This window comes from Alcanivorax xiamenensis, assembly GCF_009846745.1.
Lineage (GTDB): Bacteria > Pseudomonadota > Gammaproteobacteria > Pseudomonadales > Alcanivoracaceae > Alloalcanivorax > Alloalcanivorax xiamenensis.
In genome coordinates this window covers 1-11,756 of the sequence record NZ_AQPF01000075.1, presented here as the reverse complement: position 1 = coordinate 11,756, position 11,756 = coordinate 1, and the positions used below count along the sequence as shown (strand labels likewise).

Here is an 11,756-nt window from a genome sequence, read left to right as displayed (position 1 = left end):
CGTTTGGTCGGGACGGGAGGATTCGAACCTCTTTCAAGTTAGCTCTCTAATTCTCAATAATCCATAGTTCCTTGTTTATAAAGACTTTTCCTAAATTGAAAAGCTCATGCCTCCACACTAAGAAGGGATATCATCGTCACTTCGTCGACTCTTTGATATGCTCTCCACCCACGTTCAGAGTGATTAAAAAGCAACCAATCAAGATATGGTATGTCAGCCTCTTTAGTTGCCTTGGCGGCAAAATGGGGCCTTGCGACACGACGACCTGCGCGTCGGTTACAACAGACTTTGAGGGCAACGAGATCGCCCGCATCGGCGATCCGAAAGCTTGCTCAAAATATAAGCAACCAACCCGAATCATCGCCGGGTCCTACTATTCAGATTGATGAGCAACTAGTAACCGTACATGACAGCGCAACGGCCTAATACAGAAAGCCCCCTGCTAAGGATAGCGCAAGCTATAGGAAGGAAGTCACCAGAAATCATAGTTCGGGCAAACAGGCCATTTTCAAGCTCTAGACACTTAGATGAGTTAAAGTCAATATTCCGGAGAGAAGAGACATAAAGACTTTTACTGATCGGCATCTGACAATCTTTGATGTCTCGGTCAGATGCTTTATAACAACAAAGGAATTATTTTATTAAAATAAAAATGGACTTTCTTGAAAAAGACCTCTGACCGGAGAACTTTTTCACTTGGTGCCTTTCTAGGCGAACATTCATCATTCATTGGGCGGTTAATAATTGATGGCCAGAAAAAAACGAAAAACACCAAACTCTGCTCAGGTAAGAGAGGCAGAGAGTCAGATTAGAGAATATTCACGCGCTGTTAAATTCGCAGTTACGGAATACTCCTTTGAGTTTATTGTTCAAAAATTTAACAGCGAAAGATATTATGTTCCTGAATACCAAAGAGAACTAATATGGACTCTGGAAAAACAATCAAAATTCATTGAATCAATTTTTATGGGCCTTCCTATTCCCTTTGTCTTCTTCTGGCAGGACGATAACGGTCGCATGGAGATCGTCGACGGATCCCAAAGAATTAGAACTGTCAAAGGCTTCATGGAAGATGAGTTCTACCTGAAGGGCCTGGAAACGATTCCAGCAGCTAATGGGCTTAAATATTCAGATTTACCGCATGCGCGCCAGCTAAAGTTCGCAGAAACGCCAATTCGAGTCATCATTTTGGATAATTCGACGGATGCCATTACTCGCACCGAGATGTTTGCAAGAATTAATACAGGCGGGACAATTGCCAATGACGCAGAAATTAGACGTGGCAGCCTTCCTGGGCCGTTCATGGATTTAATTATAGAGCTCGCAGGGTCTGACCAGTTTGTTGAACTCACCCCAGTTAGCACCTCATTAGCCAATAAAAGAGAGCGGGAGGAACTCGTCACCAGATTCTTTGCTTATTTAGAAAGCTTTGATCAAGGAGAAGGACTTGGTGCGGGCGACATTCCAGGATATAAAGATGACCCCAGGAGATTTTATTTCAACTTCACGGAATCCATGAATAAAACAATCCAGGAAGAAATAGATACCTCAGGACAGTCAAAAATAAGAGAAAATCTTTCTGAAGAATTTCTTCACGTTCTGGACTTTGTGCGCCAGACATCTCCTTTTGGATTCACAAAGTCAGCCTCTGGAAAACAAGTACCAAGAGTTAGATTTGAATCAATTGCTATTGGCTCAGCATTAGCCCTAAGAAAAGATCCGACCATCTTTCAGCGGGTCCCCAACATCTCCCCGCTAATAAATTCAGACGATTTTCTAAAGGTAACAAAGTCGGATGCCGCCAATGTTAAAAGCAAGCTATTGGGACGAATCATATTAACAAGAGACTGGCTGCTTCAACAATGAAAATAATTTTAGATTATTTAAAAGAACGAGAGGAAGAGTTTTCACGCCACTATTCCATCGCAAGAATGCTAGAGGAACGGGTAGACAGGGCTACCGATGAAGGAGAAACTCAGGTTGAAGTTAGACACATCAATACACTGAAGTCAGGCCTCCTCATACATCTTTATAATATTGTTGAAGCGGTCATGACAAGAGTTTTGCAGGAAGTCGGCCGAAATGTCGTTAATCAAGCTCCAGGGAAATGGAAGGCAAACGTTCTCAAAGAATGGATAAGATCAGAAATTTGGAGTGGCGAAGGTAACATTAGTGACCGTGTATTAACGAGGTTAACAGATGTCGGCGTCATTCTCGTCTCTGGCGAAAGCCTACCCGAGTTTGTTGTAAAAGGAGAGCCAGGCAGCTGGGATGATGAAGCGATAAAAAAGGTCGCAAACCGGCTAGGCTGTGGGTTAGAATTGCCGCCCAAGATCCGTCGTGCAGCATATGAGAGAGCATATAGGAACGACACCTCTGCTTTTAAGTATCTGGCTTCGCGCCGAAACGATATAGCTCATGGAGTGATTACGTTTGAAGATGGTGTTAGGGACTTGACGCTTGAGGAATTGCATCGTTTGTCAGAGCGAATTTTCCCTTATTTAGAAGCTGTCGTAAAATGTTTCTCTTCGTATCTGCACAGAGGCGATTACTTATCTGAAGCGGAGGCTGTTGATGCAGAGTGAAGATGCCATTGTTGCTGTGGATCTTTTCTGTGGAGTGGGAGGCCTCACAAGAGGGCTCTTGAATTCTGGAATTAAGGTTACAATGGGTGTTGACCTCGATCCGGCGTGTCAATTCCCCCTGAAAAAAAACAATGGTGTAAACTTTGTCGAAGCTGACGTGGCGACCTTGAAGTCTAGTGATATCAAATCTGCTTTCGGCTCTTCAAAGATTACTTTGATGGCAGGTTGCGCACCTTGCCAGCCATTTTCCACCTATTCCAGATCCGCGAAGAGAGAAAAGCCCCATAAGGACTGGGGCTTGCTATCTGCTTTTTCAAAATTGGTATTACAGGTTCGTCCAACACTAGTTACAATGGAAAATGTTCCGCCTCTGGAAAAGCAAAAAATATTCAAGGACTTCATCACTGATCTTGTTAATAGTGGGTATGCTGTCGACTATTCAGTCGTAGACTGTAGATCCATAGGTTTGCCCCAGAGCCGGAAAAGGCTAGTTTTAGTAGCCTCTTCTTTGGGTGCAATCAACATACCTTTGTCTAATCGTCCAATGCGTACTGTTAGGGATGCTATCGGCGATCTGCCTCCTATTTCGGCAGGGATGACCCACCCTGATGATTCGCTTCATATGGCCGCTTCGCTGAGCAAAACAAATTTAGATCGCATTAGAGCCTCTAAGCCTGGTGGCACGTGGAGAGACTGGCCAGACAGTCTGATTTCCGGGTGTCATATGAGAGAGAGTGGAGCCACTTTCCCCTCTGTTTACGGCCGAATGCAATGGGATGAGCCTTCTCCGACAATAACGACCCAGTGCTTCGGATACGGGAACGGCAGGTTTGGACACCCAGAGCAAGATCGTGCAATAAGTTTGAGGGAGGCAGCAATGCTTCAGGGCTTTCCTAGGGAATACGTTTTCGTTCCAGAGGGTGAGTCTGGTACTTTTAGTACTCTTGGGCGCTTGATCGGGAACGCTGTTCCCGTTTCTCTCGGGGAATTTATCGGTGAAGTCTTGGTTAACCATGTTGCAGAAAACCGACGCGCTAGCGAGATTGGTGCGAATCACTAACACTGATTACCATGGCTAATGATACGGATAACGCTTTTCAAGCCTATTAATCTTTCTCTCCGCCTGAAGAGATGGCTTTTCTAGAGCTAAAACCCCATTTAATCGAATAAATTTTTCAACCAACGGGAGGAGTTCTCACTTTTCTCTTAGTTGTGAGCTGCCCTTACGCTTTCTTTCTAACATTGTCAAAATACTCTCAAAAATTTTTTGATTGACATTTTCTTTCCTTATCTGCAACGTCCTCCCGCTGGTGCAAATTCACCAGCCGGGTTTGGCAGCCCGAACCGAAGACCCGTCCATGACGTATTCACGTTGTGGCGGCTGCGTGTGGGAGCCCTTCGGGGCTGCCGCCCTTCGGTCGGTCTGCCAACCTGCACGCAGTCCGCCTCCATGTTCGGAGGCCTCACTACGAGGACATGACATGACGGAAGAGCCAGCCAAGGAACTACGGGATACTCTTGATCTCGCCGTAGAACATCTAAACTACATACAAGCCTTGTTCTTCGCGGTCAATCGCGTTTTAGATACCGGCAAAGACACCCCTCCCTATGTGGAACAGGCCAAGCTGCTTAGCCGCTTGGGGCGCTTTCATTCCATTATGTGGCGGGACTTGTTTTACTCAGATCGGGAGAAGATCAAGACACTCCATTGATCTCCCCCCGATTCAAGTTGACACCGACCCAGGGGCACCGCCAAAGCGACGTTAGAACCAGATACTTGATGGACTAGGCGGCCTTCCAAGACAAACCGCTCCCCTATTTATCTGGCTTACTCAAACACCCGGCGGCCCGGTTCGGAATAGTCAGTACCTCTATGAGGGAGGTTCTTGGCTACTATCCAGTTGCTTACCAGCGCTTGGCTCTGCTTCAGCTTCGTTTTCGAGACCCATATGGCCTTTCTCGATCTTCGCCAGGGCAGCAACCCGGGAGCGAATCTCCTCTAGCGACACATCGTCGGGAAGCGTTTTCACCAGCGCTGCGACCTTTTCCTTTGCGGTCATACATCACTCCCTTTAGCGGTATACACGGCGGCGCTTACCGCGGCTGTCCAAGGCGCGATCCGTGCCTTTACGCATGTTGATCAGCTTTCGACCTTGCGCCAATGCACGGTCACGGGCCTTGCCGGTCATTTCGTAGGCGTGTTTGTAGCTGCCTGGTGGTTTGTGGCACTCCGCGTAGCGTTTTGCGCGCTCGTAGTCACTACAGATGGGTTTGTACTTAGCGATCCGGTATTCCAATCCACTATCCGCCCAAGCGGTATTACTTACAGCGTGGATCAGACCGGCAATGAAGACAGTAGATATGATTGTGCATCTCATGCACTTCCCCCCTTTTGTGTGGTTTAAGTTTGCGCTCCTGCAAACGTGACCCAGCTCGTCTTGTTGTTATTCCCCCCTTTTCTTGAACCAGGCTTTAGCGGCTCTCTGCGTAAGCTTTATCCCTCTCCTCGTTGCTTAAGCGTCGCGTTTGCTTCGTCATAGTCCGGGCTGGTCTGCCCTGCTTCGGGTGCGATATCACCCGTTGACAACCAAAGTGCGTATTCAGGCTTAACGGACAGTAGTGCGGACACTTCCTTGGTGCTGATTCTTGTGCGTTTGTCGTAACGCACAGTCCGCCATCTGGTGCTCCCGATATCGGTTTGCCGCACCAGTTCATCAATACCAATCAGATCAATAAGGGTTCTAATTCTTTCGTCCATTATTCCAATAAAGTATAGATGTAATATACAGCCGTACTTTACGCTCCAGAATTGTTTATGTAATCTACACTTGTAATATACAAACGATAGAGTGGTACACAGTGATGATACCGGAATTGGGGGACGCCATCAGCAACCGGCCGGAGTGGCCGCCGATGATGGCCTGGAGCGAGTTTGCGGAGTGGATCCGGCAGGAACCGGATGTGGTCCGGGGCTGGGTGGATAAAGGCTATCTGCCGACGGTAAAGGTCGGTCGCCGCCGCATGATCAATGTCGTTCTGCTGGTCGAGCAGTTGCGGGAGAGCGAGGTATGAGCAAGCGCGCCAGTAAACACCGCCAGCGGCAATTGATCTGCACCACCACCCATGACCGGGACAGCGGCCAAACCGTAGTCAAGGTGGAAGGTCTGTTCGACGGTGAACGCACTTTCCAGGTGGAAAAGACCTTCGACGATCCGGTTAAAGCCTGCTCCTGCGCTGTGGACTACTGGGTGAGGGTGTTCCTGTGATTTGCGCCACCTACAAACGCCGGGGCCGCCGCTACCGCTATCAACGCATAGCCGACAAGGCTGTTTCCCTGAGCATCGCTCAAATCTCCCTGCTGCGCCGGGCCGGTATTCGCCTCCTCGGCATCATCGTTTCAACCGGAGAAACGCTCCGTGTCCACGCTCGTAATGCTGTGGGCGTTGTGGATTACGCCGAGTTCCCCGCTGACCGCGCCGACGCCGCCAAAGCCTTTGTTTACGGCGCCGCCCGCAACCGCTCCCCGCAACTGTCCTTGTTTCAGGGGGTGCTATGAGTACATCTGCGATGGTGCCGCGCCGCCCTACTCCCACACCTATCGTTTCTGACCGCCAGGCCGCCGCTTTTGCCGTCCTGGGCACCGCCCCACGGGCCGCCCCGCTGTCCCGCTCCGTCACCGTCATCCTCGATCGCGAACTCTTGGGGCGGTATGGATTAGCAGGCGCAAGGCTCGCCCTAGCGACGCTCGCGCTTGGCCTTGCGCCTGCTAATCCATGCCGCACCGTTCGCACCGGATCGAGGGGGACGGTGACGGAGCGGGTCAGCCCCCCGCTCTTGATCCTGATTCCGAGAGAGCAGTTTTGCCCGTCAAGAACAGCGCCTTTGCCGACTTGTCGGCGCCTTTCTTCTTTTCTGCTTGAGGTCCGCTTATGAGCCGTTGGGGCCGTTTTTTGTGTGAGGAGTGCGGTGATTTTTTCCCGGATTCCATGATGTCCGAAGAAGAGAACGTTTGTTACGGCTGCTTCGATGCGCCGGAGCATGGCGACACCGGCGACAGCAACGAACGTGGCTATGACGATGACGACGATTTCGAAGATCCCTTCGTGGATTGAAGGGTGTTGCCAAGCGGAGCGCGGAGGGCCTTGGCCCGGAGGTGCGAGGGATCGTTACCGGCAGGCCGGTACCGCGTACCGGTGAACTTGGTCCGCCCTGTGGGCCATCTCCGATGACCCGCACGGCTGACTTAGTGAATAGAGCCCGGTCCCCCCTGGGGACGCACACGGCTTTTTTGATTGGGGGTTAACCATGCACGTAAAGGAATGGGCACAACAACACGATGAAAAGCCCCTGCTTGGCGCCTTACACGACCTGGAAAACGCAGTCAGCAAGCAGTGGGTGATGGAAATGGTGTTCGCCGCCAAGGCGCGCTGCCTGGGCTACATCAGCGCCCTGTTCTGGCGCGACCTGATTACCGGCCCGGAACACGAACGCTTTTGCCAGGACATCCTAGCCCTGGCCCGGCAGGGGAAGCCCCATGCGGTTTCACCGTAACGCCAGCGCCCCCACACCGGAAAGCCGGAGTGAGTGCGGCCTGTATCGCACCCGCCGCCTACGCCCTGGCCTGTTCGTCGCGGAACGTCTCTGGCACCCCGGCGAGAAACCCCGGCACCTGTACGCCCCCTGGCGCTTTATCGGCTTCGCCAAGGACGAACGCCAGGCCCGCCACCTGTGCCGCCAGGCTCGAGGCCCCATCACCGATGCCCGCGCCATCCTGCACGACCTTGGGCTGACGGCCCTGGCGAACGATGCCCGATGTTCAACACCACCACCAAAGCACACCGCCCCCGACAACGGGCGTCAACACCTAACCACTGGAGATCGACACCATGCAATTTGAAATGACCCTCACTGTCCTCGGTATCAACCGAATGAACATTGAAGGCCGCACCTTCTGTTCCGTCCACACCGGGCAAATGCCCGTGGGCGATGCCGCGAACGATTGCCGGGGCTACGAAGTCACCAAGATGGGCGCCGAGCCCGCCGTCTTTGACCAGATCGCCGCCGACTTCCAACCCGGCGAGGACGTGCATTTCATCGCCCAACTCAAAAAAGCCGGCGGCGGCAAAAGCCAGCCTTACCTGATCGGCGTGGTGCCGAAAGCCACGCCCCCGGCCTCTCAAGCCACTAAGACCACCGGTACGGCCAAGGCCGACAGCAAGTAACGGGCTGCTTAAAAAATGGAAATGATTGTGTGCAGCGGGCAATGGCAACAGGCGCCGGACGGCGCGGTGTATTGCCTGGGCACACTGGAAATGGCGAGCGTTGGCCCCTTCGGGTTACCGGCGCTCACCTACGGGGAGGCCAACGCCATCCTCGGCGCCGTGGCGGGTCTGTACGCCACGGTGTGGTGCCTGCGGACGCTGGCTTGGTACATCAAGACCAATACCGACTAGGCGCCGGTACGACAAACCCTAAACCATCTGAAAGAAGGAATGTGCTATGAAACGCGCAATGCAAAAACACCGCCGTGGGGGCGGTGCCACTCTGGTCCGCGTGGGCCGCACCGGTCTGATCAGCGGCGGTATCGCCGGTGCCGCCGCGCTCGGCACCACCACCGCGCACGCGGCTATTGATGTCAGCGGTGTCACGCAGGAGATCAACGACAACCAAGGCAGCGCCACCGAGATTGGCCTCGCGGTCATTTCGTTCCTGGGGCTGATCCTGGCGTTCTTCTTGCTGCGCCGCGCCGTGCGCTAACTCCACCACCACCGGGGCCTTCGGGCCCCTTTTCAATGTCGGCGCTTTGCTTTTCAGAGTGAGCCGGGTAACGGGTCATTCTGAAAAGCAAAAAAGAGGACCGCACCATGGGAACCGAGTGGGATATAGGGCCGTGGCTTTACTTATGCGTCAGCCTGTCCGCCATGTACATGCTGTTTCAATCATGAGTGATCGGCTGGGCACAGGTGGTAAGGCGGTGCCGCTGTTGCTGGTGATGAGCGTCGTATTGATGGGAGTAACGGTCCTGTTCAACCCGGCTCAAGCTCAGCTACCGCGAAGCGGGTATCCCGATGTCAGCAAACCCCACACGGACCCGACTCGAAAAACGTTTCCTTATACGGATGCCGGGAACCGTGAGTGTCTGAACGTGGCTCGGGAGATTGGGCCGGAATCGACCAACAATCGTATTTGTGTCAGGGACCGTGCCCTGAATGTTTACTATTTCGATCACTGTGACCCGGCTTCTGAGGCGCGCTATTTTGCCGACAAGCTTGATTATGACCTTGGACCATGGGAATGGGATTACCCCTTTACCGGCGCGTGTTACCCCCCTGTTCGGACTGAGTGTGATATCCCGCAAGGCGAGTCCAAACCTTTAAACACCACCAGCCGATTGGGCTCGGTCTGTTATCAAAGCTGCCAGTTCCAGGATCCGACGAAACGGATCTGTGTTTACAACGACGACGGTTCCCTGAAAGGCTGCCGGGCGGACTACATCAGCACCGGCGAATACTGCGACGAGTCCGACGGCGCCTCGGATCGCCCTTTTGACGACTACACCGATGCCGAAGGCTGCTATCACGATTCCGGGTTAAACCGGTACTGCGCAACCCCAGCCGGTGACTGTCCGAATGAAGTTGTGGTGGACGGGGTGCGCTATTGCCGGATGCCGGGTGAGGACGACAGCGATCCGGACGATCCCACCGACCCGGGTGGCCCCGATGATCCCGAAGATCCCGAAGATCCCGAAGATCCAGAAGAGCCAGAGGAGCCCGATGAGCCAGAGGTCTACTGCGACGAAAACGGCGGCTGGAACGGCAGTTCTTATTGTAACGCCGGTGATGATGGCCATTGGGGGCCCGGCTGCGGCTGGCACTGCGGCGGTGATGGCGGTGGTGGCAATGATGGCGACGGGGATGGCGATAACGGCGGCGATAATGGAGGGGGAGACAACGGCGGCGGCAATGGTGGCGGCGGTGACTCCGGTGGCGATGGTGATGGGAAAGGCGATGGTGACGGTGACCAAGGCGACGGAGACGGAGACGGAGACGGCGGAAGCGATGGCATCGGTTCCGGTACTTGCAACGTCGATGGACAGGAAGCCCCGGAGTGCACCGATGACCAAGACGGCGTTCAGTGTGCCATCGTGCTGCACACCTGGTATCTCAACTGCCGTGACAAGCTCTGGAAAGAGGATACAGAAGGCACGGACGAGTACTTGGCCGGGGATAGCCTGCTGACCGACAGCGAAAAAAACACCGTCCGCGAGCAGGAAATCGATATCAGCGACCGGCTGTCCGACCTGGACGACAGCGGCGCGGGCCTGGGCGGCTCGGCCTCCTGCCCGTCCGATCTGAAAGTGGACTTGGGCCGGTTCGGCACCCTCACCATCCCGATGACCTTCCTGTGCAAACTGGCCACCACTATCAATCCCCTGGTGCAAGCCCTCGGCTGGCTAGTGGCCGCGCTGATCGTCCTGGAACGTTTCTCCGATAACTGACAACGGATGGAGTGCTGCCATGCCCGCGTTTCTCGCGCCTATTGCGGTTTTTCTGGCCCAAATCATCGGCCCGCTCACCAGCCGGGTACTGCTGGCCCTGGGGATCGGTGTCATTTCTCTGACCGGGGTGCAGTCCGGTATTAACGCCCTGCTGAACAAGGTCACCAGCCACTTCGGCGGCGTCGCCGGGGACGTGGCGTCGCTGATCACCCTGGCCGGTTTTGACGTGTTCTTCAGCCTGGTGATTTCCGCCTATGTGGGCGTGATCAGCATGAAAACGCTGTATGGCGCCTATAAGCGCTTTGGTTTTGGTATGGGGGGAGACGGATAAATGTTCTGGCTGATTACCGGCAAGCCGGGCTGTGGCAAAACCAGCCACGCCATTGATTTTGTGCTCCACGACAAACGCTTTGCCGTGGAGGGCAGTGAGACCCGCCGCCCCGTCTACTACCGGGGCATCCGGGATCTGGCGGTGGAATGGCACGAACTCACCGACAGTGAGACCGAGAACTGGCCCGAGCACCTGCCGGACGGGGCCGTGCTGTTGGTGGACGAAGCACAGCAAATCTGGCCAGTGCGCCCCTCCAGCAAGCCGGTGCCGGGCGGATTGACCGCCCTGGAGACCCACCGGCATCACGGCTGGGACATTATCTTCATCAGCCAGGACCCGTCCTTACTCGATACCCACGCCCGGAAGATCTGCAACGAACAATTCCACTACTCCCGGCCCTTCGGCGCCCCCTTCGTTATCGAGTACCACTCGGGGTCCGGCTATGTGAACCCGGCCAGCCGCACCGACCTGGCGTCCTGCATCCAGAAGAAAAAGAAGCTGCCTAAACGGGTGTGGCACCTCTACAAGAGCGCGGAGATCCACACCCACAAATTCCGGTTACCCAAGCTGGTCTACATCGTCGGGCTGCTGGCCTGCCTGGTGGTGTTCTTCGTGTACCGGTTCGTGACCGGACTGGGCATCAGTGACGACACCAGCGTCATCACCGGGGAAGGTCCCGTGGCGGAACAGTCGATGCCCGCCACGGCCCCTACAGGCAACCCGGCAAGCGGGATTGGCCGGTACGTGGCGGCGGTACCAGCCGCCTGGTCTGACTTGGTGACACCGGACATTCCCGGCCTGCCCTACACCGCGCCCCTTTATAACGACATCGCGCGCCAGCCCACCACCGCCCCAGTCATTCATGGCTGCATGGCCTTCGAGAACGATCAGAGCGATTGCCGGTGTTACACCCAGCAGGGCACCCGCATCGCCGACATGCCGCACGCCCTGTGCCTCAAGGCGCTTAAAGATGGCGTCTTCAATCATCTGGCGTCGCTGGGTCGGGAACCGTCCCGTAAAGCGGAACAGCCAGGAAAATATGACCCAACAGAGGATTAGGAGGGCGGATGGACTATCGCGTCGGATATCGGAGCGAGTTCGGCGAATGCCTGTGGCTGGCTGATCAAGCGCACGAGTGCAACAGCGGTGAGTGGTACACGGTGGTGCCCCCGGAAGCCAGGCTATTTCCGGAGTCAGAAGCGTGGGCCGCCGTCCAGGAACTGGCCCTAGGGCATGACGTTGTCGTCGTCGAGCGGGTGGAAGGCTCGGAAGTGCCGTCTATCGGCAAAGGGCGCGGCGCGCCACGGCGGGATGAGGGCGCCTCGGGCGTGCCATCTGGCGG

19 protein-coding genes are annotated in these 11,756 nt (G+C 54.7%); 17 read left to right on the top strand and 2 right to left on the bottom strand.

What is annotated here, in order from left to right; all coding sequences use genetic code 11:
- Positions 1-747: 747 nt before the first annotated feature.
- From A6D6_RS20820 to A6D6_RS20805, 4 genes are all read left to right on the top strand, one after another.
- Entirely contained in the window at positions 748-1,866 is a 1,119-nt protein-coding gene (locus A6D6_RS20820) for a DUF262 domain-containing protein (RefSeq protein ID WP_159661765.1), read from the top strand.
- The gene (locus A6D6_RS20815; protein ID WP_159661764.1) at positions 1,863-2,585 is read left to right on the top strand and encodes an MAE_28990/MAE_18760 family HEPN-like nuclease; all 723 of its coding nucleotides are present in this window, start codon (positions 1,863-1,865) and stop codon (positions 2,583-2,585) included. The genes A6D6_RS20820 and A6D6_RS20815 overlap by 4 nt, the downstream gene beginning before the upstream one ends.
- On the top strand, positions 2,575-3,645 hold the full coding sequence (locus A6D6_RS20810) for a DNA cytosine methyltransferase (protein ID WP_159661763.1): 1,071 nt from the start codon (positions 2,575-2,577) through the stop codon (positions 3,643-3,645). Before A6D6_RS20815 ends, A6D6_RS20810 begins: the two co-directional genes overlap by 11 nt.
- 421 nt (positions 3,646-4,066) lie before the next feature.
- On the top strand, positions 4,067-4,297 hold the full coding sequence (locus tag A6D6_RS20805; protein WP_159661762.1) for a hypothetical protein: 231 nt from the start codon (positions 4,067-4,069) through the stop codon (positions 4,295-4,297).
- A gap of 159 nt (positions 4,298-4,456) precedes the next feature.
- On the opposite strand, the gene A6D6_RS20800 is transcribed toward A6D6_RS20805, so the two are convergent.
- Both A6D6_RS20800 and A6D6_RS20795 read right to left on the bottom strand, forming a co-directional pair.
- Positions 4,457-4,645 (bottom strand): hypothetical protein, encoded by a 189-nt coding sequence (locus A6D6_RS20800; protein ID WP_159661761.1) that lies wholly within the window; start codon positions 4,643-4,645, stop codon positions 4,457-4,459.
- Positions 4,646-4,657: 12 nt separating this feature from the next.
- Positions 4,658-4,963 (bottom strand): hypothetical protein, encoded by a 306-nt coding sequence (locus A6D6_RS20795; RefSeq protein ID WP_159661760.1) that lies wholly within the window; start codon positions 4,961-4,963, stop codon positions 4,658-4,660.
- A gap of 484 nt (positions 4,964-5,447) precedes the next feature.
- On the opposite strand from A6D6_RS20795, the gene A6D6_RS20790 reads away from it, so the two are divergent.
- The 13 genes from A6D6_RS20790 to A6D6_RS20730 all read left to right on the top strand — a co-directional run.
- Positions 5,448-5,657 (top strand): hypothetical protein, encoded by a 210-nt coding sequence (locus tag A6D6_RS20790; protein WP_063139977.1) that lies wholly within the window; start codon positions 5,448-5,450, stop codon positions 5,655-5,657.
- Positions 5,654-5,851, top strand: a complete 198-nt coding sequence (locus A6D6_RS20785) for a hypothetical protein (RefSeq protein ID WP_159661759.1) — start codon at positions 5,654-5,656, stop codon at positions 5,849-5,851. The genes A6D6_RS20790 and A6D6_RS20785 overlap by 4 nt, the downstream gene beginning before the upstream one ends.
- On the top strand, positions 5,848-6,141 hold the full coding sequence (locus A6D6_RS20780) for a hypothetical protein (RefSeq protein WP_159661758.1): 294 nt from the start codon (positions 5,848-5,850) through the stop codon (positions 6,139-6,141). Before A6D6_RS20785 ends, A6D6_RS20780 begins: the two co-directional genes overlap by 4 nt.
- 373 nt (positions 6,142-6,514) lie before the next feature.
- Positions 6,515-6,697 (top strand): hypothetical protein, encoded by a 183-nt coding sequence (locus A6D6_RS20775; protein WP_159661757.1) that lies wholly within the window; start codon positions 6,515-6,517, stop codon positions 6,695-6,697.
- Positions 6,698-6,890: 193 nt separating this feature from the next.
- Positions 6,891-7,136, top strand: coding sequence for a hypothetical protein (locus A6D6_RS20770; RefSeq protein ID WP_159661756.1), 246 nt, complete (start codon positions 6,891-6,893; stop codon positions 7,134-7,136).
- On the top strand, positions 7,120-7,482 hold the full coding sequence (locus A6D6_RS20765) for a hypothetical protein (protein WP_159661755.1): 363 nt from the start codon (positions 7,120-7,122) through the stop codon (positions 7,480-7,482). Before A6D6_RS20770 ends, A6D6_RS20765 begins: the two co-directional genes overlap by 17 nt.
- On the top strand, positions 7,472-7,807 hold the full coding sequence (locus A6D6_RS20760) for a hypothetical protein (protein WP_159661754.1): 336 nt from the start codon (positions 7,472-7,474) through the stop codon (positions 7,805-7,807). The genes A6D6_RS20765 and A6D6_RS20760 overlap by 11 nt, the downstream gene beginning before the upstream one ends.
- A gap of 15 nt (positions 7,808-7,822) precedes the next feature.
- A complete protein-coding gene (locus tag A6D6_RS20755; RefSeq protein ID WP_159661753.1) occupies positions 7,823-8,038 on the top strand; it encodes a hypothetical protein in 216 nt (71 codons plus the stop codon).
- A 46-nt stretch (positions 8,039-8,084) separates the two neighbouring features.
- The gene (locus tag A6D6_RS20750) at positions 8,085-8,342 is read left to right on the top strand and encodes a major capsid protein (RefSeq protein ID WP_159661752.1); all 258 of its coding nucleotides are present in this window, start codon (positions 8,085-8,087) and stop codon (positions 8,340-8,342) included.
- 184 nt (positions 8,343-8,526) lie between these two features.
- Positions 8,527-10,083: a virulence factor TspB C-terminal domain-related protein gene (locus A6D6_RS20745; RefSeq protein ID WP_159661751.1), complete on the top strand. Its 1,557-nt coding sequence runs from the start codon at positions 8,527-8,529 to the stop codon at positions 10,081-10,083.
- A gap of 19 nt (positions 10,084-10,102) precedes the next feature.
- The gene (locus A6D6_RS20740) at positions 10,103-10,414 is read left to right on the top strand and encodes a DUF2523 family protein (RefSeq protein ID WP_063139966.1); all 312 of its coding nucleotides are present in this window, start codon (positions 10,103-10,105) and stop codon (positions 10,412-10,414) included.
- Positions 10,415-11,473 (top strand): zonular occludens toxin domain-containing protein, encoded by a 1,059-nt coding sequence (locus A6D6_RS20735; protein ID WP_159661750.1) that lies wholly within the window; start codon positions 10,415-10,417, stop codon positions 11,471-11,473. It begins immediately after the preceding gene.
- Between the two features lie 8 nt (positions 11,474-11,481).
- Positions 11,482-11,756, top strand: a 275-nt coding sequence (locus A6D6_RS20730) for a hypothetical protein (protein ID WP_159661749.1), incomplete at its 3' end; no start/stop codon positions are given.

What these genes read in the sequence shown, in the direction of transcription:
- A6D6_RS20795 (WP_159661760.1), bottom strand. Translation starts at nt 4,963, where the DNA reads ATGAGATGCACAATCATATCTACTGTCTTCATTGCCGGTCTGATCCAC.
- A6D6_RS20820 (WP_159661765.1), top strand. Translation starts at nt 748, where the DNA reads ATGGCCAGAAAAAAACGAAAAACACCAAACTCTGCTCAGGTAAGAGAG.
- A6D6_RS20760 (WP_159661754.1), top strand. Translation starts at nt 7,472, where the DNA reads ATGCAATTTGAAATGACCCTCACTGTCCTCGGTATCAACCGAATGAAC.
- A6D6_RS20810 (WP_159661763.1), top strand. Translation starts at nt 2,575, where the DNA reads ATGCAGAGTGAAGATGCCATTGTTGCTGTGGATCTTTTCTGTGGAGTG.
- A6D6_RS20765 (WP_159661755.1), top strand. Translation starts at nt 7,120, where the DNA reads ATGCGGTTTCACCGTAACGCCAGCGCCCCCACACCGGAAAGCCGGAGT.
- A6D6_RS20735 (WP_159661750.1), top strand. Translation starts at nt 10,415, where the DNA reads ATGTTCTGGCTGATTACCGGCAAGCCGGGCTGTGGCAAAACCAGCCAC.
- A6D6_RS20770 (WP_159661756.1), top strand. Translation starts at nt 6,891, where the DNA reads ATGCACGTAAAGGAATGGGCACAACAACACGATGAAAAGCCCCTGCTT.
- A6D6_RS20805 (WP_159661762.1), top strand. Translation starts at nt 4,067, where the DNA reads ATGACGGAAGAGCCAGCCAAGGAACTACGGGATACTCTTGATCTCGCC.
- A6D6_RS20745 (WP_159661751.1), top strand. Translation starts at nt 8,527, where the DNA reads ATGAGTGATCGGCTGGGCACAGGTGGTAAGGCGGTGCCGCTGTTGCTG.
- A6D6_RS20755 (WP_159661753.1), top strand. Translation starts at nt 7,823, where the DNA reads ATGGAAATGATTGTGTGCAGCGGGCAATGGCAACAGGCGCCGGACGGC.
- A6D6_RS20790 (WP_063139977.1), top strand. Translation starts at nt 5,448, where the DNA reads ATGATACCGGAATTGGGGGACGCCATCAGCAACCGGCCGGAGTGGCCG.
- A6D6_RS20740 (WP_063139966.1), top strand. Translation starts at nt 10,103, where the DNA reads ATGCCCGCGTTTCTCGCGCCTATTGCGGTTTTTCTGGCCCAAATCATC.
- A6D6_RS20800 (WP_159661761.1), bottom strand. Translation starts at nt 4,645, where the DNA reads ATGACCGCAAAGGAAAAGGTCGCAGCGCTGGTGAAAACGCTTCCCGAC.
- A6D6_RS20775 (WP_159661757.1), top strand. Translation starts at nt 6,515, where the DNA reads ATGAGCCGTTGGGGCCGTTTTTTGTGTGAGGAGTGCGGTGATTTTTTC.
- A6D6_RS20815 (WP_159661764.1), top strand. Translation starts at nt 1,863, where the DNA reads ATGAAAATAATTTTAGATTATTTAAAAGAACGAGAGGAAGAGTTTTCA.
- A6D6_RS20785 (WP_159661759.1), top strand. Translation starts at nt 5,654, where the DNA reads ATGAGCAAGCGCGCCAGTAAACACCGCCAGCGGCAATTGATCTGCACC.
- A6D6_RS20750 (WP_159661752.1), top strand. Translation starts at nt 8,085, where the DNA reads ATGAAACGCGCAATGCAAAAACACCGCCGTGGGGGCGGTGCCACTCTG.